24 protein-coding genes and 3 pseudogenes are annotated in these 19,788 nt (G+C 37.3%); 20 read left to right on the forward strand and 7 right to left on the reverse strand.

Translation table 11 applies throughout. The features are described 5' to 3' along the window. The first annotated feature begins 39 nt into the window (after positions 1-39). The 6 genes and pseudogenes from CLOACE_RS05410 (at position 40) to CLOACE_RS05425 (ending at position 3,866) form a co-directional block, all read left to right on the forward strand. Positions 40-255, forward strand: a complete 216-nt coding sequence (locus CLOACE_RS05410) for an SHOCT domain-containing protein (RefSeq protein WP_084027558.1) — start codon at positions 40-42, stop codon at positions 253-255. Positions 256-316: 61 nt separating this feature from the next. Then, a complete protein-coding gene (locus tag CLOACE_RS12135) occupies positions 317-478 on the forward strand; it encodes a hypothetical protein (protein ID WP_479723166.1) in 162 nt (53 codons plus the stop codon). Positions 479-502: 24 nt separating this feature from the next. Next, positions 503-1,186, forward strand: a pseudogene (locus CLOACE_RS12140) (recombinase family protein); the annotation flags it as partial. Further along, on the forward strand, positions 1,187-1,876 hold the full coding sequence (locus CLOACE_RS12145) for a recombinase zinc ribbon domain-containing protein (protein ID WP_479723168.1): 690 nt from the start codon (positions 1,187-1,189) through the stop codon (positions 1,874-1,876). It begins immediately after the preceding pseudogene. Beyond that, the gene (locus CLOACE_RS05420) at positions 1,876-2,292 is read left to right on the forward strand and encodes a hypothetical protein (RefSeq protein ID WP_070110014.1); all 417 of its coding nucleotides are present in this window, start codon (positions 1,876-1,878) and stop codon (positions 2,290-2,292) included. Before CLOACE_RS12145 ends, CLOACE_RS05420 begins: the two co-directional genes overlap by 1 nt. 8 nt (positions 2,293-2,300) lie before the next feature. Continuing rightward, positions 2,301-3,866, forward strand: coding sequence for a recombinase family protein (locus tag CLOACE_RS05425; protein ID WP_070110049.1), 1,566 nt, complete (start codon positions 2,301-2,303; stop codon positions 3,864-3,866). An 80-nt stretch (positions 3,867-3,946) separates the two neighbouring features. Here CLOACE_RS05425 and CLOACE_RS05430 read toward each other — a convergent pair whose 3' ends face one another. Further along, positions 3,947-4,597 carry a Crp/Fnr family transcriptional regulator gene (locus CLOACE_RS05430; protein WP_084027559.1) on the reverse strand — a complete coding sequence of 217 codons (651 nt, stop codon included), beginning with the start codon at positions 4,595-4,597 and terminating at the stop codon, positions 3,947-3,949. Positions 4,598-4,686: 89 nt separating this feature from the next. On the opposite strand from CLOACE_RS05430, the gene CLOACE_RS05435 reads away from it, so the two are divergent. The 3 genes from CLOACE_RS05435 to CLOACE_RS11945 all read left to right on the forward strand — a co-directional run bounded on the left by CLOACE_RS05435 (position 4,687) and on the right by CLOACE_RS11945 (position 6,141). After that, positions 4,687-5,310 (forward strand): 4Fe-4S binding protein, encoded by a 624-nt coding sequence (locus CLOACE_RS05435; protein ID WP_070110016.1) that lies wholly within the window; start codon positions 4,687-4,689, stop codon positions 5,308-5,310. Between the two features lie 82 nt (positions 5,311-5,392). Next, positions 5,393-5,707 carry a cupin domain-containing protein gene (locus CLOACE_RS05440; protein WP_070110018.1) on the forward strand — a complete coding sequence of 105 codons (315 nt, stop codon included), beginning with the start codon at positions 5,393-5,395 and terminating at the stop codon, positions 5,705-5,707. A gap of 179 nt (positions 5,708-5,886) precedes the next feature. Further along, positions 5,887-6,141 (forward strand): DUF5320 domain-containing protein, encoded by a 255-nt coding sequence (locus CLOACE_RS11945; RefSeq protein ID WP_070110020.1) that lies wholly within the window; start codon positions 5,887-5,889, stop codon positions 6,139-6,141. Here CLOACE_RS11945 and CLOACE_RS05450 read toward each other — a convergent pair. After that, complete coding sequence (locus tag CLOACE_RS05450; protein WP_070110022.1) at positions 6,076-7,854, reverse strand: IS1634 family transposase; 1,779 nt, start codon at positions 7,852-7,854, stop codon at positions 6,076-6,078. The genes CLOACE_RS11945 and CLOACE_RS05450 overlap by 66 nt on opposite strands. 205 nt (positions 7,855-8,059) lie before the next feature. On the opposite strand from CLOACE_RS05450, the gene CLOACE_RS05455 reads away from it, so the two are divergent. The 11 genes and pseudogenes from CLOACE_RS05455 to CLOACE_RS05505 all read left to right on the forward strand — a co-directional run bounded on the left by CLOACE_RS05455 (position 8,060) and on the right by CLOACE_RS05505 (position 15,163). After that, on the forward strand, positions 8,060-8,338 hold the full coding sequence (locus CLOACE_RS05455; RefSeq protein WP_070110024.1) for a DUF5320 domain-containing protein: 279 nt from the start codon (positions 8,060-8,062) through the stop codon (positions 8,336-8,338). Positions 8,339-8,401: 63 nt separating this feature from the next. After that, positions 8,402-8,779, forward strand: a pseudogene (locus CLOACE_RS05460) (DUF134 domain-containing protein). After that, entirely contained in the window at positions 8,776-9,186 is a 411-nt protein-coding gene (locus tag CLOACE_RS05465) for an iron-sulfur cluster assembly scaffold protein (RefSeq protein ID WP_084027561.1), read from the forward strand. The pseudogene CLOACE_RS05460 and the gene CLOACE_RS05465 overlap by 4 nt, the downstream one beginning before the upstream one ends. Next, positions 9,161-9,538, forward strand: a complete 378-nt coding sequence (locus CLOACE_RS05470) for a NifB/NifX family molybdenum-iron cluster-binding protein (protein ID WP_070110026.1) — start codon at positions 9,161-9,163, stop codon at positions 9,536-9,538. The genes CLOACE_RS05465 and CLOACE_RS05470 overlap by 26 nt, the downstream gene beginning before the upstream one ends. 1 nt (position 9,539) lies before the next feature. Next, complete coding sequence (locus CLOACE_RS05475; RefSeq protein ID WP_070110028.1) at positions 9,540-10,403, forward strand: nucleotide-binding protein; 864 nt, start codon at positions 9,540-9,542, stop codon at positions 10,401-10,403. After that, positions 10,381-11,256, forward strand: coding sequence for an ATP-binding protein (locus tag CLOACE_RS05480; protein WP_070110030.1), 876 nt, complete (start codon positions 10,381-10,383; stop codon positions 11,254-11,256). The genes CLOACE_RS05475 and CLOACE_RS05480 overlap by 23 nt, the downstream gene beginning before the upstream one ends. A 4-nt stretch (positions 11,257-11,260) precedes the next feature. Then, positions 11,261-12,082 (forward strand): MBL fold metallo-hydrolase, encoded by an 822-nt coding sequence (locus CLOACE_RS05485; protein WP_070110032.1) that lies wholly within the window; start codon positions 11,261-11,263, stop codon positions 12,080-12,082. 17 nt (positions 12,083-12,099) lie between these two features. After that, positions 12,100-12,939, forward strand: coding sequence for an Mrp/NBP35 family ATP-binding protein (locus CLOACE_RS05490; protein WP_070110033.1), 840 nt, complete (start codon positions 12,100-12,102; stop codon positions 12,937-12,939). Beyond that, entirely contained in the window at positions 12,940-13,299 is a 360-nt protein-coding gene (locus tag CLOACE_RS05495; protein ID WP_070110035.1) for a NifB/NifX family molybdenum-iron cluster-binding protein, read from the forward strand. It abuts the gene before it with no gap. Between the two features lie 95 nt (positions 13,300-13,394). Further along, a pseudogene (locus tag CLOACE_RS05500) lies at positions 13,395-13,728 on the forward strand (CGGC domain-containing protein). Between the two features lie 451 nt (positions 13,729-14,179). Continuing rightward, complete coding sequence (locus CLOACE_RS05505) at positions 14,180-15,163, forward strand: hypothetical protein (RefSeq protein ID WP_070110036.1); 984 nt, start codon at positions 14,180-14,182, stop codon at positions 15,161-15,163. Between the two features lie 71 nt (positions 15,164-15,234). Here CLOACE_RS05505 and CLOACE_RS05510 read toward each other — a convergent pair whose 3' ends face one another. The 5 genes from CLOACE_RS05510 to CLOACE_RS05530 all read right to left on the reverse strand — a co-directional run bounded on the left by CLOACE_RS05510 (position 15,235) and on the right by CLOACE_RS05530 (position 19,458). After that, the gene (locus CLOACE_RS05510; protein ID WP_070110038.1) at positions 15,235-16,803 is read right to left on the reverse strand and encodes a recombinase family protein; all 1,569 of its coding nucleotides are present in this window, start codon (positions 16,801-16,803) and stop codon (positions 15,235-15,237) included. Between the two features lie 4 nt (positions 16,804-16,807). Further along, on the reverse strand, positions 16,808-17,221 hold the full coding sequence (locus tag CLOACE_RS05515) for a recombinase family protein (RefSeq protein WP_070110040.1): 414 nt from the start codon (positions 17,219-17,221) through the stop codon (positions 16,808-16,810). Beyond that, the gene (locus tag CLOACE_RS05520) at positions 17,222-18,784 is read right to left on the reverse strand and encodes a recombinase family protein (protein ID WP_070110042.1); all 1,563 of its coding nucleotides are present in this window, start codon (positions 18,782-18,784) and stop codon (positions 17,222-17,224) included. A gap of 34 nt (positions 18,785-18,818) precedes the next feature. Further along, the gene (locus tag CLOACE_RS05525) at positions 18,819-19,037 is read right to left on the reverse strand and encodes an SHOCT domain-containing protein (RefSeq protein WP_070110043.1); all 219 of its coding nucleotides are present in this window, start codon (positions 19,035-19,037) and stop codon (positions 18,819-18,821) included. Positions 19,038-19,128: 91 nt separating this feature from the next. Continuing rightward, positions 19,129-19,458, reverse strand: coding sequence for an N-acetylmuramoyl-L-alanine amidase (locus CLOACE_RS05530; protein WP_479723167.1), 330 nt, complete (start codon positions 19,456-19,458; stop codon positions 19,129-19,131). Positions 19,459-19,788 lie beyond the last annotated feature (330 nt).

The following is a 19,788-nucleotide window of genomic DNA, read 5'->3' on the forward strand; positions in this document are numbered from 1 at the left end:
CACCTCCCGCCGTGGCTACCAGATAGGAGGTGTTTTTTTATGAAGATTTTTCAAGTCACAGACAACAACCCAATACCAAGTGAAACTATAAAAATGACTAACAGCCAAATGCAGAAAGAGGCTGATTACTATATGGCTCAAAAACTGCTTAAACAGCTTTTATCTGCGGGGCTAATTTCACTGGATGAATTCGACAAAATTACAGAGTTAAATCGCAAAAGATTCTCACCCGTTTTAGCAAAGATAATGCCCTAAAACACTTGCTATTACTGGCTTTTAGAGCGAATATGTCATATACCGAAAGCGAGGTGAGATGATGAAAAAGATATTCAAAGTTGATAATGTAGCAGCTACTTCAAAGAGGAAATTACGTGTTGCTGCATATGCCAGAGTTTCTACTGACAGTGATGAACAACTGGTCAGTTTAAAAGCACAGAAAGAACACTACGAAAGCTTCATTAGATTAAATCCCGAATGAGATTTTGCAGGTCTTTATTATGATGAAGGGTTGAGTGCGACTAAGAAAGACAACAGAAACGGTCTAATGGATATGATAAAGGATGCTGAGCAAGGAAAGATTGATTTAATTCTTACAAAATCAATCAGCCGGTTTGCAAGAAATACAACCGACTGTTTGGAAATGGTACGAAGGCTCATTGATGTCGGTGTGTTCATTCAATTTGAGAAAGAAAACATTAATACAGGTTCTATGGAAAGCGAGTTAATGCTCTCCATATTAAGCGGCCTTGCTGAAAGCGAGTCTGTTTCCATTTCGCAAAACATTAAATGGTCTGTTCAGAAACGCTTTATAAACGGCACTTTTATAATTTCCTACCCGCCATACGGTTACATAAACGCTGATGGCAAGATGGAGGTTGTGCCTGAGGAGGCGGAAATAGTTCGCACCATTTTTAAAGAGTGTATTAATGGCAAAGGAGCCTTTCTTATAGCCAAGGAATTAAATGAGCGAGGTATTCCATCCAAGCGAGGTACAGTTTGGCATCCGTCAACAGTACAAGGTGTTCTTAAGAACGAAAAATATACTGGAGATGTAATTTTCCAAAAGACCTATACTGATAGCAACTTCAACCGCCATATAAATTACGGCGAAGAAAATCAGTACCTTTTAGAAAAGCATCATGAGGCTATTATCAGCCATGAGGATTTTGAAAAGGCACAGTTGATTATGGAACAACGTGGCAAGGAAAAGGGTGTTTCAAAGAAGGAAGGCAAATACCAAAAGCGGTATGCATTCTCCGGCAAAATAACCTGCGGAGAGTGTGGTTCCCGTTTCAAAAGACGTATTCATTATTCCGGAAAAAATGAGTATATCGCCTGGTGTTGTACAAAGCACATAGAACACACAGTTAAATGCTCAATGAAGTTTATCAAAGATGAAGATATTAAGGTTGCATTTGTAACAATGCTAAACAAACTGGTTTTTTCTTGCGATATGCTGCTCAAGCCTTTTATGCAAGGGTTGAGAAATATTGATGAGAAAGCCTATCTGAAGAAAATTACTGAAATTGAGGACAGCATTGAAAAGAACAAAAATCAGCGTAATGTGCTTATGGAACTTATGTCAAAGGGACTTTTGAATCCGGGACTGTTTACAAAGCAGAATACGGAACTATTAAGTAAGTTTGCTCGGCTTGCCACAGAGAAAAAACATATATTTTTTGCGGTAAGCGGTAATGCGTCAAAGATAGATGAATCCCAAAGGCTCATAAGATTCTGTAGCAGAAACAGAATGGCATTGAAATTTAACGATAATGTTTTTGAAGATTTTATAGATGAGATAGTTGTAAATTCCAGGGAGGAGATTGTATTTAAACTGAAATGCGGTCTTTCCTTAAAAGAAAGGCTGGTGGAATAATGACACATACACCATATGGTTACCGCATTGAAGGCGGTAAAGCAGTTATAGATGAAACGGCAGCAGGTCAAGTAAAAGAACTCTTTGATGGCTATAACTCAGGGTTGGCTCTTACAGTGGCTGCCGAAAGAGCAGGACTTAAATTGTACCACGCTTCAGCAAAAAGAATGCTGCAAAATGAGCATTATGTTGGGGATGAGTATTACCCCGCCATTGTTAATAGTGACGTTTTTAATAAAGCAAACAATGAAATACGCAGACGAGCACTGGCTCTTGGGAGAATAAAGGAATATAAAGAACCATTACCGCCCACTCCACAAACTAAATTTAAAATGGGCAGACAGACGAAGTTTTTTGATGATCCTTTTGCACAAGCCGAGTATATGTACGGTCTGATAGAAAGCGAGGTGGACTGATGGCTAATATGAATGTAAGTAAAAACATAACCGTTATTCCGGCTCGAAAGCGGGTCGGCAATACGGTAGCGAAAGAAGAAATACCAAAACTTAGAGTTGCAGCCTATTGTCGTGTTTCTACAGTTACAGAGGAACAGGCTACAAGTTATGAGGCTCAGATGGAGCATTACACAGATTTCATTAGGGAAAATACTGAATGGGAATTCGCAGGCATCTTTGCTGATGATGGTATCTCAGGCACAAACACGAAAAAGCGTGATGAGTTTAACCGCATGATAGATGAATGCATGGCGGGCAACATTGACATGATTATTACCAAGTCCATCAGCCGATTTGCTCGTAACACCTTGGATTGTCTAAAGTACATTCGTGACCTAAAGGCAAAGAACATTCCGGTATATTTTGAAAAGGAAAATATTAATACAATGGACGCCAAGGGTGAGGTGCTCCTTACCATTATGGCGTCCTTAGCACAACAGGAAAGCCAGTCACTTTCGCAGAATGTTAAACTTGGTCTTCAGTACAGATACCAACAAGGCAAAGTGCAGGTCAACTATAACCGATTTCTTGGATATACAAAGGACGAGGATGGAAACCTTATCATTGAGCCAAAAGGTGCTGAGGTTGTAAAGCGAATTTTCAGAGAGTACCTTGAGGGCGAGAGCCTCGCAGGAATTTGTAAGGGTTTGATGAAAGACGGAATTTACACAGCGGCGGGCAATCCGAAATGGAGACCGGAAACAGTACAAAAGATACTGCAGAACGAAAAGTACATGGGAGATGCACTGTTACAGAAAACTTACACGGTGGATTTCCTAACAAAAAAGCGTGTCAAAAATGAAGGCATCGTTCCCCAGTATTATGTTGAGAATAATCACGAGGCTATCATTCCAAGGGAACTATATCTGCAGGTGCAGGAAGAAATGAAACGCAGAAGTCTTTTGTTTAAAGGTAAAGACGGAAAGAGAAGGATATATAGTAGTAAGTATGCCTTATCCTCCATCACCTTTTGCAGTGATTGCGGAGACATATATAGACGGACTTATTGGAACAACCGTGGCAAGAAGTCTACGGTTTGGAGATGCGTTACACGATTGGAAGAGGGACCTAGAGGTTGCACATCAAGGACAATTTCGGAGGAAGACCTCCATGCCGCAGTAGCAGAGGCATTTAACCAGGTTCTTGGCGGTGGTGAATCGATGATTGCGATTTTGCGGGAGAATATTGAGTCGGTGGTCTGCGAGAGCAATGAACAAGCCATTGCCAACATTGACAAGCAAATGGAAGAGAAACAGATGGAACTCATCAGCTATGCTAATTCCGGCAAGGACTATGAAAAACTTGCTGATGAAATACAGGTCCTTAGTGAAAGAAGGCAAGCCATCCTTACGGCGGAGGCTGAAAGCCAAGGCGAGAAAGACCGAATTACAGAGATGATGGATTTTATAGAAAACCATGCAGATCAGAATCTTGATTACGATGAAGAGTTGGTAAGACTCTTAGTTGAGAAAGCAACTATATTTGAAAACAACGTGGTTGTGAGGTTTAAGTCAGGAATTGAAGTAGAAATATAAACATAGCTTAAAGACAGACCGTCAGCCAGGAGATAAATTCTCTTGGTTGGCGGTCTGTCTGTACAATAATAAGGCTTTTATTATTTCAATAAAGTAATCGTTTCTGAGTCAAATTGAATCAGCCCATCTTTCCTCATTTTTGCCAACTCTCGAGATAAAGATGTACGTTGAACCCCGATTCTTTCAGCAAGCGCCTTTTTGGTTATATTTAATTTGATGTGGTTAGAATTTTGTTTTTTACTTTCGTAATTTAGATAGTTCATGATGCTTTCACGTATTGTTTTATTGATATAATGCTTTATCTTATCTCCGAGAATAAATGCACGGTCGGAAGTAAGTTCCAAGTATGTTCGTAAAAAGATAGGATTATTACAGAACAATTCAAACAACGCTTCTCTATCAATTTCTAGCATATCCGTGGGCAATTTTGTTAATATAGTCATAGGATAATAAGGATTTTTTGAAAACAATAGGTTTCCGCCTAAAATATCATTTTTGTAAAACTCTGAGATTGTAAGCAGATTTCCAGACTCGTCAATACGATCTACAGCAACCTTGCCGGATAAGATTATTTCTAATTTACTACATGTTTCTCCATCAAAATGAACAATGCTATTTTTCTTATAAGACGTGACTTTAAACTTTCCATTTTTGAGGTTAGTAAGTATATCATCATCTGATAAAGATTTTATCAATGTAGTACTTTTGATTAAATTAATATTCTTAGTCATATAGATCCTCCTATGTGTTACCAAGGTAACACCTTTTATAATATTATAGCGTTATAATATTATAAATTCAATAAATGGTGGAGGATTATATGAAGTATATTATTACTACAATACGTATTTTGTTTTTTGCACTATTCATATTTTTACTATTTAATGGTAAAATAATGCTATGGCTTGCTTTATATGCGGTAAGTCTCTTAGTAGCATTGCTATTTGGTAGAGTATATTGTGGTTATGTCTGTCCGATGAATACGTTGATGATTCCAACAGAAGCGCTTTCAAAAAAGCTAAAGCTACAGACGGATAAGTCTCCCAAGTGGCTTGGCTCTGGAAAATTTGCATGGTTCGCGTTGGTGGGTAGCGTAGCAATAATGTTGCTTGCACAAAAATTGTTACATAAAAATATTCCTATCTTACTAATTTGGTTAGCGGTTTCGGTGCTTATAACACTTAGATATAAGCCGGCAGTGTTTCATAATCTCATTTGTCCGTTTGGGCCGCTACAAAAAGTTTTTGGAAGATTTGCTAAGTTTTCAGAAAAGGTAAATAAAGAAAACTGTATTGGGTGCAAGCTTTGTGAGAAAGTTTGTCCTTCCGAAGCAATAGAGGTTAAATCAACAGATAAAAAAGCTGAGATTAAAACTTCAATATGTTTGCAATGTACTAATTGTCAACAAGTATGTCCGAAGGATGCCATTCACTACTCAAAATAGATATAATCGTTTTGTGTTGTGACTAAGTTACATAATAATATTAAATTTTATGATATAATTTAAATACTAGGAGGATGATAAAATGATTGAGCAAGTATATAAAATATCAACTGGCAATGAGAAAGCAGTAGAAAAAGTTATTTATGATGAGAACCTTCATTATCTACACATGGTTTTTAACAAAGATGAAGGGTTGCCAGAACATTTTTCAAATTCTAATGTTTATATGACGGTAGTAAGAGGTACACTTTCTATTGGCCTTAATGACCAGGAAATTCATAAGTATTCCAATGGTACTTTACTAAAAATACCTGTAAATACAAAGATGAACGTTAAAAATTTGAATGATGAAACGTTGGAATTGATTGTTGTAAAAGCACCAGCCCCAACAAAATAAGCTAAAGCAATTAGAAAACCTATATCGGCAATAATGTTGACCGTCACTTGAGGAATTTCCTTGATTGACGGTTTTTTGAATTTTCTATTAAATTCACTCGAAAGTTATTGACATATGCCATAAACGGAGTATAATAAGAATAGATGGCATATGTCATAAACTATAAGGAGGTGAAAAGCATGCCAAGAAGAAATGGAACTGGCCCGATGGGTGCTGGTTCAATGACTGGAAGAGGTTTAGGACTTTGCACAGGTGCTAATGCAGTAAAATACCTGAGTTTTACAGCAAAAATGACTAAAAAATACCCGTTAGCCCAGCGTTATCAAGGGCTAGCGGGTTTTGTTTTTTGTCATAAAATTGTAGTGTATTCACACCTGTTTTTTGTATTGCAAAATTTTTTTAATCTCGGCCTTGGACATAATTTTTTTACTTAAGTCAAAATCAAAGGTGGACTCGAAGGACTTTATTACATCATCTCGATAATCAAACAGGTAATAATTTTGTTCCAAATAGGAGCATGAATAGTTAATCAACGAATTACGAATCTGCTTTACGGTATGTTTTTTCCGTAGCATCTGTTCAAGAACCCTCATGATTACCAGTGCTACAAAACAGATCAGGAAATGTGCTTCCATGTGTTCATCTTTTTTTACATACACAGGTCTCGCCTTGAATTCGCTTTTAATTATTTTAAAGGATTCCTCGATTTCCCAAAGTCCCTTGTAAATATCCCGAATTTCTGTATCAGATAAATGCTTTTCACTGGTAACAATGGAATAGTATCCGTCATATTTTTCTTCTTCCCGGATTCTTGCTTCGTTCAAAGATAGAACCAGACCGTCGGGTATTTCACCTGTTTCTTTGAGGAACTTGATATTATTTACATAACCGGCTGCTCCAAGGCTGGTAGCCCTTGTATATTTCCCAGGATTGTTAATCAGTTCCTTTGCCTTGGCAATAGCCCTGTCCCTATCCTTTTTTTGTTTCCTGGCGTATTTCTCGGAATAATAAACCATCTGCTTCTGATATATTTCCATCCTGCGGGCGCGTTTACCATCCCTTCCCTTTAACTGTACTTTCCTTGCGCAAATCCGGGATTTGTGCTTAAAAAAGAAGGTATTCCCATCCTTATCCTCTTCTTTTTTTACTAAGTAATCTTCCTGATTTAACACCCATTCTTTGAATTGCTTATCGGCACCGAGAACACTTTGTCCGTAAACATAACCATCATTACCTGCCATGTCATCGTGGTTCTTTCCCGAAAGAAAAGCAGTATTATCACTGGTATTAAGACCCCTATCGGCCACAACGATAACACGTTCCAAGGCGAAATCTTTTTTCACACGGCGAATTGTTGGCAGGAGAGAGAGCTTTTCACTTTCACCACCGGAAAAAGTATTAAAGGCCATTGGGATTCCATTTGCATCCATGAGGAGTCCCATCTGAATAATGGGATCCTTTCGGTGCTCTTTGGATGGCCCACGTTTCTTTTGACCCTTTTTAATCATATTCCTATCTTCATCGTACACATCTTCATCCTCATAGGGGATCTCGAAGTAATAGTTGGTGACATCATAATATCCAAGCTGGCTGTCCCTTCCAATAAGTTCGCATATTCTGCCATGGAGATGCTGTTGGATTTCATTTGAATAGCCAGCAAAGTAATCTAAAGCCCGGTAAATATCAGCTAATGAAAAGTTGTAGGATTCAAAAAAGGAATTCTTGGTTTCAAAGGCGCTTTTTTTTGATGAAGGAAATAAAAAGCGATTAAAAATAAGGAGGCTGAAGATACTGTTTAGGTTGTAATCCACTTTCAGATGCCTTTGTTTGTTCTGAAAATAGTCTTTAAGTCCAAGTAAAGAGTACACTGCCTTTGGTACAGCATAACCAAGATTTTTGCGCAGAGCCACCTTATCCGGGAGCTTGGCTAATAGGTTCAGTTCCAACGTTTTTTGAGAAGCCTCACTCCTGGAACGTTCCTTTGCGACTTGCCTGAAATGGGCGATAGGATCAGGGTATTCTTTTTCAAGATCTTCAAGATAGCCAAGTTTCTCAATCGTTTTTTGTTTTACTTTCCCATCCTGCCTGTAACCTTGGACAAAAGATAAATAGGGTTTACCATTGCTCATGCTTTTCTTTAGGTACATAAATTCACCTCTAACCCCATTATATCTCAATACACGACAATACACAACACAAATATACACAAAGATTGACAAAAGAAAAGCCCGATTTCTCAGACTTTTAAGTGGCTTTTAATGTTTAGTTGTTGTAAAACAACGGACATATGCCATAAACGGAGTATAATAAGAATAGATGGCATATGTCATAAACTATAAGGAGGTGAAAAGCATGCCAAGAAGAAATGGAACTGGCCCGATGGGTGCTGGTTCAATGACTGGAAGAGGTTTAGGACTTTGCACAGGTGCTAATGCAGTAAAATATGGGGCTGGTCTTGGAATGGGATTGGGTCTTGGATTTGCTTGCAGACGCGGTTTCGATCGCGGTTTTGGTAGAGGTTCTGCGATTAACCAGACCTCCTCAAAAACACAAAAAGAGCTGCTGAATGAACAGAAAACCATGTTGCAAGATCGACTTGAAGTTATTGATAAGCAATTGGAGAACCTATAATGGGCATCAGGGATAACCAGAGGACGCTCTGGTTATTTCTGATTAGGATGGAGGTGATGAATTATGGCGAGACCGGTAAAGTGGAGAAAAGTTTGCTGTTTGCCTGAGAGCAATAAATTCGGGCCTCTTGATTCGTCTGCCGACGCAGAAAACCATGTAAACATGACAGTAGATGAGTATGAAACTATAAGACTTATCGATTTGGAAGGCTTCACTTAAGAAGAGTGCGCCGAGCAAATGAATATTGCTCGTAGCACCGTTCAAGGCATTTATATCGAAGCCAGAAAAAAGCTGGCTGAATCATTAGTAAATGGAAAGGTATTACTGATTGAGGGCGGTGAATACCGGCTTTGTGAAGGGTTAGGGAATGGTTGTGGCCGTGGTTGCCACAGGCATAGGCGTGGTAGATGTTTTACAGATGATGCGGATCGAGGTGGTTGATTATATATTCAGAAAGAGTAATTGAGCATTTTATGTGCCCACAAAATGCCCATAGTATGCCGGATGCAAATACTGAAGGAAGCTACGGTGATCCTTCCTGTGGAGATTATTTGACCGTTTATTTAAAGGTAAAAGATAATCGTGTTGAGGAAATCAGCTATCTGGTGTTTGGGTGTTGTGCTTCAATTGCAACATCCAGTATGACGTCGGTATTAGCAAAGGGCAAAACCTTAGAGGAAGCATTGAATATTACGGAAGAAGATATTATCCAGGCTTTAGATGGACTTCCTGAAAATAAGGTTCATTGCTCAAATTTAGGTGTGAGTGCGCTACGCAACGCAATTGCGAATTATTTAAACAAAAATAGAACGGAGGATTCTTATGAAAATAGCAATTCCAGTAGATGAGAAAACCTTGGAGTCGAATGTATGTGTATCATTTGGACGTACTCCCTATTTTCTTATTTATGATGTAGAAACCAAGGAAAGTATATTTATTGACAACAGTGCGGCGGCAAGCACAGGAGGTGCAGGGATTAAAGCTGCACAAATAATAGTGGATAACAAAGCAAATGCTTTACTAACTCCCCGCTTAGGAGAAAATGCTGCTGACGTGTTAAAACCCGCTGAAATCAAAATTTATAAAACTACAACTACTTCAGCTACTTCAGCCAAAGATAATATTGATGCTTTTATTGCCGGCAAACTTCATTTGCTTGATGAAATTCATGCCGGATTTCATGGACATGGGGGCAATTAATATGAGAATAGCTGTGCTTAGCGGCAAGGGCGGCACAGGAAAGACACTGGTATCAGTGAATTTAGCTGCGGCATCGAAGGAATCCACATATATAGACTGTGATGTAGAAGAGCCAAATGGACATCTGTTTTTTAAGCCTGAAGGAGTCAGGGAGGAAGAAATATCAGTAAAGATTCCAAAAGTGGATGAAGAATTATGCAATGGATGTCGAAAATGCGTTGATTTTTGCAACTTTAACGCCCTCGCCTATATTAAAAACAAACTGATTGTCTTTGACGATGTGTGCCACTCCTGCGGTGGCTGCATCTTGGTTTGTCCTGAAAAGGCACTAACAGAGAAAGCAAAGGTTATTGGCAAGGTACAAAAAGGGATTTCCGACGAAGTAACGGTATGGACAGGAATATTGAATACTGGTGAAGCTACGGGCATTCCTATCATAAAAAAGCTGCTTACCGAGAAAAATTTGGAAGCAAATAAACAGACATTTATTGACTGCCCTCCAGGAAGCGCTTGTATCGTAATGAAGAGCATCAAAGATGCGGACTATTGTGTATTGGTAGCTGAGCCGACATTGTTTGGTGTTCATAACCTCAATATGGTATACGATCTGGTCAAGTTATTTAATAAGCCATTTGGGGTGGTTCTTAACAAATGCTTGGATGAAGAAAACCCAGCAGAGAAGTTTTGTTTTGAAAATAATATAAAGATATTAGGGCGGATTCCATTTGACAATGAACTTGGAACCTTGAACTCGAATGCGGAAATTGCCGTTAATAAAAATGAAAAGTACCGAGAACTGTTTTCTTCTCTGCTGAAAACAGTGGCAAAGGAGGTGCAGTGTAATGAAACAACTACTAATCCTTAGTGGAAAAGGCGGCACTGGAAAGACCACAATAGCAAGTGCATTTATAAAGCTTGCTGATGCCAAAGCATATGCGGATTGTGATGTAGATGCACCTAACCTGCACCTAATAACCGGATGGAATGTTGAACCGGAAAAAACAGACTATTATGGGTTGCCAAAAGCGGAGATAAATCTTGAACTGTGTACTGGGTGCGATCAGTGCAGGCAAAACTGCCGATTTGGCGCGATTAAAGCAGAGTCGCACTATAAGGTTGATCCTTTTGCATGTGAAGGCTGCGGTGTTTGCGCATATGTTTGTCCTACGGAAGCGATAACTTTGGTATCGGCAGTGGCCGGAGAGCTGATGCTGTATTCTGATCAGAAAAAAGTGTTTTCAACGGCACAGCTTAAAATGGGCAGTGGTACCTCTGGAATGCTTGTCACTGAGGTAAAAAAACAAATGAAGTCGGCAGCAGTTGATACTGAGCTGGCCATTATTGATGGATCTCCCGGAATAGGCTGTCCTGTCATTGCATCACTTAGTGGCGTGGATATGGTTTTGATAGTCGCAGAACCTTCCATATCAGGTATCAGCGATATGGAGCGCATTATAACAACAGCGGCGAAATTCGGAACCAAGACAGCAGTATGTATAAACAAACATGATACCAATATTGTAAACACAGAGAAGATTGAAGAGTTTTGTAATAAACAAGGTCTTCCTTATATCGGCAGTATACCCTTTGACTCAAACGCAGTTAAAGCTATTAATAATGGTCAAACCATTGTAGACATCGACTGCACATCGGGAACGGCGGTTAAAGAGGTTTACCACAAAACAATGAATCTACTCTTTGAACAAGGTGGAGGTTAAAGTCATGCTTATTAAAACTTTAGTTGAAAACACAGCGATATCAAAAGACTTTGGCAGCGAGCATGGCCTTAGCCTGTATATAGAAACAAGGAAACATAAAATATTGTTTGATGTTGGTGCAAGTGAGCAATTTCTTCAAAATGCAAAAAAGCTTGATGTGAATATTGCTGATATTGACTTTCTTGTGATTTCACATGGGCACTATGACCACGGCGGAGGGCTAAAAACATTTTTGAAAGAAAACACAAAAGCCGAGGTATTTCTACATCGACTCGCTTTTGAAAAGCACTATGCGATCCGTCCAAACGATGAATTGGATTTTATAGGTCTTGATGAAAATCTGAAACAAAACAAACAAATTGTCCTCACATCAGACCGTTTCTTTATTAACAGTGGAATCCAAGTATTCTCGAATATTGCCCAAAGAGAGGCGCATCCAAAATCAAACGGTGGTTTATTCAAGGAGTATAAGGGGCAAACGATCGATGATACCTTTGCACATGAACAGAACTTCGTGGTAGAGGAAGACGGGAAAACCCTATTAGTAACTGGCTGTGCCCATAATGGCATTATAAATATTCTTGAGCATTTTCACACACTTAAAGGGCGAATGCCCAACTATGTAATAGGCGGGTTTCATCTTTCCAGCCGCTCTGGCGGCAATGAGGACTTTGAAATAATAGATAGGATTGGTAAGTACCTAATGGGTACAAAGGCAAAATTTTACACCTGTCATTGTACAGGTCTAGAGCCTTATAAAAGGCTAAAAGCTGCTATGGATGATAGCATCTATTACCTTTCAGCAGGCAGTGAAATTACAATCTAAATAAAAGGAGCAAGAATATGAGCGAAAATTGCAATCAAAGCTGCAGCAGTTGTTCGGAGGACTGTGCAGAAAGAAAAGAACAAAAAACGGACTTCTCCGAAAAACTGCACGAGATGAGCAGTGTAAAAAAGGTCATTGGTATTGTCAGTGGCAAAGGAGGAGTCGGCAAATCACTTGTTACCTCTATGATTGCAGTCACCATGAACAGAATGGGTTATCATACAGCTATTCTGGATGCGGATGTTACAGGGCCTTCTATCCCAAAAGCCTTTGGTATCAGGGAGAAAGCCTCAGGCAGTGAATTTGGCCTATTCCCTGTTAAAACAAAGACCGGGATTGATATTATGTCTGTCAATTTGCTTTTAGAAAACGACACTGACCCGGTTGTCTGGAGAGGACCAATTATTGCCGGCACAGTAAAGCAGTTTTGGACAGATGTTATTTGGAGCGATGTGGATTTTATGTTCATCGATATGCCGCCGGGCACCGGCGATGTTCCTCTTACGGTATTTCAATCCATTGCTGTTGATGGAATTATCGTTGTGACGTCCCCACAGGAACTTGTTTCCATGATTGTTTCAAAAGCTGTTAAGATGGCTGAGATGATGAATATCCCTATTATCGGTCTGGTAGAAAACATGTCCTATTTTAAATGCCCTGATAACGGCAAGGACTATCAGATATTTGGCGAAAGCCATATTGAAGAAGTTGCTGATAAACATAATTTAAAGGTTCTTGCTAAATTACCTATTGACCCGAAAATTTCAGCTGCATGTGACAAGGGTATGATAGAGCTTTTCGATGGCAATTGGCTTGAGCCGATTGCAAAAATATTAGAAAAAATGGAGGAAAATTAAATGATGAAAATTGCAGTAGCAAGCGAAAACGGAATGGTGACCGAGCACTTTGGACATTGCGAAGGGTTTATGATTTTTGACACCGAAAACAATCAAATTCTCAAAAGCGAAACCATTGCTAACCCTGGACATAGACCTGGATTCTTGCCTAATTTTCTTGCCGATCGTGGTGTAAATGTCATTATCAGCGGTGGTATGGGCGGAGGTGCAGTCGAGATATTTAATGAAAGGAACATCGAGGTTATTGTCGGAGCAAAAGGTAACGCTAAGGATGCGGTAGAAGCGTACCTGCAGGGTTCCTTAAAATCGACTGGTTCCGTTTGTCATGAACATCAGCATCATGATGAATGCGGCGAATAGAATAGCACATTTGTATTGTGAAATAGTGCTTGCACGGTGTAATTAGTGCAAGTACTATTTTTTACTACCGTACATATAGAATTGGAGGTTTATTAATGAAAGTTGGATTAATTAGATGTATGCAAACTGAGGATATGTGCCCCGGAACAACTGATTTTAAAGTGATGAAAGAGAAGAAATGCGCATTTGAAGGTATCAGAAGAGGAAATAGAAGTTACTGGAGTGAACACTTGTGGCGGTTGTCCTGGGAAAAAGGCAGTAACCAGAGCGGCTGAAATGGTAAAACGAGGTGCAGATACTATTGTTTTGGCTTCATGTATAACAAAAGGAAATCCTATTGGATTCGCATGCCCGTACGCACAACAGATGAGGGCTGCAATTGAAAAGAAGGTTGGAAAAATAATAAAGATTATTGATTATACGCACTAATGGTAAAGGTATTTGTAAAATAACCTTTCACCGTTAACCGTTCTACCAAACGGACATATTGGGGTTGACTGCATCTATCGAACAGGTAAAAACTGTGGACTGTATCTACCGAACCAATAGGTTGAAAATCTGTTATTGTTGTAATTAAAAACATACGGTCGAGCCATGTGGAGTGCGTAGTATTGATGTCAAGGGTAGAGAAGTAAAAGATGGTAAAGCCCTTATGTATAAGACTTTAGGCGGTTTGATTATTTTTCTCTTCTTGCAAGAAGAAGAGAAAATAGGAGAGAGGAAAATCAGAAAAATAAGTAGTGAGAGTACAGTTTAGATGAAAAAAATATTAGAGAGTACAGTTTAGATGTTTTTCTGTTTTAGTAGAGGTTGAGTGGTCAAGTTGAATGTTAGGAATAAGTGTATTTAAATCTCAATATAAGAGAGCGGGGTGGAATTTATGGACTTTAAGGCAACAAGTTGGTTTGAAAGAAACTATAAATATATTCTTACAGTTATTGTTATTTTTGTTTCAATAGGTGCAGTTTTTTACTATTTTTCGCTACAAGACAAAAGTGATACATTTATAGCTGCGTCTGTTTATGCGTTGTTTTTATTTGCAGCAGGTGTTTATATGAGCTATATGAGTAACGAGATAGCTGACAAACTTCAAGATCGCATTGAAATTTACCTCAACCTACAACGAGTTTATAGTTTTTTTAAAGTCAATTTAGAGAAAAATGCTTTAGATTATGAAGCAACAAAACGAGCAATTATTTCATTTCAGGTTTTTACAAGTCGTGCTGAAAACATGAAGGAAGAAGAAATTGTCCCTTATATAAAACAACGTGGAATAAAGTTCGATGCAAAAGAGCTTGAAATTGAAAACACTTTTCTCGAACTATATTCATCATTATCAAAGGCATTATCTGATATAATTGAAAACTATATCAAAGATAACAATATCGAGATTACTTGTAGATATGTAACCATACACGACATATTTAACTTTAACCCAGATTCATGGTGCAGGGAACACTTAAGCAAATATGAAGCCGATGGCCAACAAATGGTAAATTACATATATGAAAGAATTAATGATTTGAAGGACGAATATTTAAGACTGGAAATGCTTAACATAAAGGTCTATAAACTCTATTCGAGATACTTCAATAGGGCAAAGCAGAATATAAAGCAAATTGAAAAGATGTATGGCCGCAAACTTCAATACGAAATTTCTCAACAACGTGAGATTCAGGGTAATTTCGATTATTTATTTCAGCTTCTAAAAAAAATGGAGAATAGTATTGCACTTCAAATCAATGAACATGATGAAAAAAATGAAAACTATGTGGAGTGTCTTGAGAAAATAAGTGAATCGATTGATAGTTTATACTCTAGCGTAGATGATATTAAAGACATTGTCTTAAAATTAGATTATTAATGATTAAGATAAGAGAGAAAGCAAGGCACTCTACGATCATAATATCGTAGAGTGCCTTACTTGTTTCAACCTTATTCGTTTACCTCCACCATCACGTTAGACTTAAATTCTATTGTAAATTTATCTTCATAAATCCAGACTTTTTCAACAATTCGTCTTACAAGAGTTTCATCATGTTCTATGAGGGTGGTATCTTGTTCATTTAGGAAGTTTGTCATTTCTTCAATTCTTTTATTGACTTCTTCCTGCCTTGCGTTTTTCAGAAGAAGGTTTTGTTTCTTATCCCTCAACTGATGAATTTCCTCTGCTATGTCATCGTAGTTGGAGCTGGAATGAACTAAGCTTAACAGTTTTTGCTGCAAATCATTGAGCTTGTTTTCTATATTATCTAGTTCTTTGTTCTTCTCATTATTTAAAACAGAAGCTATATTATTTTTCAAGATAGGGAGGTAGCAATCCTTTTTATTTAAAATGTTATTGATGGCTTTTATAATAGATTCTTCTATATCTTTCTCGTGGACTGTTCTAGCATCACAAAACTGTCCAGTGTTTTCTAGCCTACTAACACATCTCCATACAATGGATTTCTTTCCACGATTATTCCAATGGACTCTGCGGTAGATTTCTTTACAAGTTCCACAAATAACTATGTTAGCAAAACAATGATTGCTACTGTAAGTTCTTTTATTCCCGCTAGGGCTGGTATAGGGAGATCTTCTTTTGGCTAATTCCTCTTGTACCTGCATATAAATATCTTTTGGGATAATAGGTTCATGGTTATTTTCTACATAGTATTGGGGTATTAAACCATTGTTCTTGACCCGTTTTTTAGTTAAGAAGTCAACAGTATAGGTTTTTTGTAAAAGAGCATCACCGATATATTTTTCATTTCGCAGTATTTTAGAAATATTACTAGTATGCCATATCTTATTACCTGCTCCGTTTAATATTCCATCAGCCTCTAGGCCTCTTTTAATTTTAAGCATAGAGTTGCCTTCTAAGTATTCACGATATATGCGTTTAACAACCTCAGCTTCTTCAGGTACAATTACAAGTTTTTTATTTTCATCTTTAGTGTAACCAAGAAACCTGGAGCAATTTACTCTAACTTCGCCTTGCTGATATCTGTATTGTATGCCCATTTTAACATTTAGGCTTAAGGACTGACTCTCTTGCTGGGCTAAAGAAGCCATAATGGTTAGCATAACTTCACCTTTAGAGTCCATTGAGTTGATGTTTTCTTTTTCAAAGAATACTGCTATGTTTTTATCTTTAAGCATTCTTATATATTTTAAGCAGTCTAAAGTATTTCTAGCAAATCTACTAATAGACTTGGTGATAATCATATCTATTTTTCCAGCCATACAGTCGTCTATCATTTTATTAAAGCCTTCTCTGTTCTTAGTATTTGTTCCTGAGATACCATCATCAGCAAAAATACCTGCCAGTTTCCAATTGGGCCTATTCTTAATATAAGAAGTATAATGACTGATTTGAGTTTCATAGCTTGATGCTTGTTCTTCATTTTCAGTAGAAACACGGCAGTAAGCAGCAACTCTAAGCTTAGGGTTTTTATTATCTTTTGTTCTTTCCTTTGTTTTCCTTGCAGGAATCACCGTAACTTTCTTGTCACTTACCATTTAATCACTCCTTTATTTGAACTAAGCTATAAACATATTCAGCCTGTTTAAAGGGGTCTTTGTACTTTTTCTCTTGCTTTTCTAATCTAAATGTCTTAGGGTAGCAGACAGGCACATTTTCTTTTTTAGGAAAAATTCTGCCTAGTTTCTTGGCTCTTTTTTTCCGCTCTAGTTGAACGGCATCAAAAGTATCTTTTTTAATAATCTGCGGATAATAGTCATCACCTAAATAAGAAATGTTTTGAAGTATTCTGCCTACACTAGAATGAGTTAGATTCAAACCTACTGATTTTGCAGTTGATGTTAAAGATGCACCTGTTAAATAGACGTCATATAAAAGTTGGACCTGTTTAGCCTTATCTTTGTCAATAATGGCTTTTCCATCTTTTATTTGATAGCCAATGGGTGTGTGGCTCATTTATATCACCAGCCTTTCTTTAAGACTTAGTCCACATTTTAGATTTATATTTATTTCTTCTCTTGAAAAAACTGAAATGTCTTTTACAAAATCATTAAAAAGTTTATCTTCAAAATTGTTTATCATATCAGCCTTAGCTAAGAAAAGTAATAGTTTATTCAGTTCCTTGAGTTCCTCAGAGCTACTAGTTATCATGCGGTTTAAAATGTTTTTTTCCTCTTGTAGTTTTTTAGCCTCCTGAAGGAGTTTGTTATTACTTTCTCTATAAATTGCAGGATCAAGATAATTTTTTGATAGAAGCTCAACTAAGACATCCCTTTGTTGATTGTTTTCCTTAAGTTGAATTTCTATATCTTCAAGAAGTTTTAAATTATCCTCGTTATTAAAGTTTTGCAAACTAGTATAAAGAGGAATTAATATTTTTCCGTATCCAAAAACTAGCTTGTTAAACATGGTTATAAATGCATGTTTAAAAGAGGAATCAGGTATATACTTCATAGGACAAGCTTTTATGTTTCTAATATGGGTAAAACAACACCAAGCGATAGGGTGTCGGCCACTTGTGTGAGTTCTTCTTCTAAAATTAGCCCCACAATGTTTGCAATTAATCTTTCCAGAAAAGGCGTATCGATTTAGGTATTTACTATCTTCTTTAGTAATGTTTTTTTCTTTGGCTCTTTGTTCTAAAACTAAGGCAGTGGCTTCAAAGTCCTCACGGCTAATGATAGGGGAGTGATTATCCCTAATATAGTACATATCACTTTCCCCATAATTAGTATGTCGCTTATAATTACTGTCCATATAAGTTTTCTGGTAAAGAGCATCGCCGATGAATCGTTCATTCTGTAACATGCCAAGTATTGTATTAGCAGTCCATTTTGAGTTTCTTTTACTTTTTATATTTCTTCTATTTAATTCGTTAGCTATTTTTTGACTACCTTTGCCTGCCAAGGTTTCAGAGAAAATATGTCGAACTATATTAGCTTCTTCTTCATTGATAACTAGTTTTCCATTTCGTGCATCATAGCCGTAGGGTGGATCAGAAACTTTATAAGTTCCATTTGGAAATCTACGTCTAATAGACCATTTAGTATTTTCAGAAATAGATAACGATTCATTCTCGGCCAGTCCAGCTAGGATGGAGAGCATGAGTTCACTTTCCATAGACTGAGTATTTATATTCTCTTTTTCAAAATATAAATAAGCCCCAAGTTCTGTAAAGCTCCGAACTAGTTCTAAGCAGTCGGCTGTATTTCTTGCTAATCTACTGATAGACTTTGTAATAATTAAATTAACTTTACCTTCTTTGCAGTCCTTAATTAGATTAAGAAGCCCAGTTCTTTTGTCCTTGCTTGTTCCTGTCATCCCTTCATCATAATAAACTCCAGCTAACGTCCACTTATTATTTGATTTAATAAAACTTTCATAATGTCTTATTTGAGCATCTAGACTATCTAGTTGCTTTGCATTGTCAGTAGATACTCTGCAGTAGGCTGCAACGTTTAATTTCTCTATATTCCTTGTTTCATTAGCTAAGGGCTCGATTATTTTTACTTTCCTCAAGTTTTCACCTCCTTGTCAGTGTCACATGTTAACTCTACAGTTCACTTATATCAAGGGTTTCAGGCATTATTGCAGCTAAAATAGGAGAGAAGGAGGATCTGTTTAGAAAAGTGATTTTTTGGTATTCTGTAGTACTTATTAGTCCTTTATCCAGCAAAGAGGATAATAGTTTCTGAGCAATAAAATAGCTGACTTCATTTTCTAGTTGTTTATTTGATAATTGAGTAAATTCTAGATTTGGATTCTCTTTCATGTATTTTCTCCTTTAAAGGTATTAAGGGAAAAAGAAAAACCCCTCACTATCTAAAGGACAGTGAGGGGGAAAATCCGTAGTAAAAATTTAATTATTCAGTTTTTATAAAGGCATCAGTAAAACCTGCAGCCTTAACCTTTTTTAACATAGCATCAGCATTAGCTTTAACAGCATATGCTCCTACTTGAACTCTATATAGTTTAGTAGGGGAGGATGATGGGGGAGATGCAGGTGTCTTTTTTGAATCATTTTTGCAACATAGTGTTGCCTTAACATCTGCCCTAAAAGTATCCATATTTTTACCGTGCTTTGGAAACCAATTTCTAGGGTCGCTGTGGTTACTGGCTATTCCTTTTTGATGTCCTTCATAGTGTCCAATGATATCTTTTTCAGTAAGATTATAGAGCTTGCAAAGATGCACACATAGTTCGACAGCTTCTTTATAAACCTCGTATAATATAGTTGTAACATTTGATAGAAAACATCTTTATTTTCTAACGAACATTACTAATCTAATTTAAAATATTATTCTTTATTTGATTAATAATCCTATCAGATAATTAGTCATTTCATTTTATAGTTTTCTATCTTAATACCTGAAAGGAAACTTAACTTTACTTGTAAATCATTGTATAATATCTCCTGAATAGAGGTTAGATGGATTCCTCCAGGGCATCTCGGTAGAGATTATACCCGTAAATAAGCGTATCATTCCATCAGTGAGATTTCTATGGTTTAGCTGGTTGGGTTT

Source organism: Clostridium acetireducens DSM 10703 (assembly GCF_001758365.1).
Classification (GTDB): domain Bacteria; phylum Bacillota; class Clostridia; order Clostridiales; family Clostridiaceae; genus Clostridium_C; species Clostridium_C acetireducens.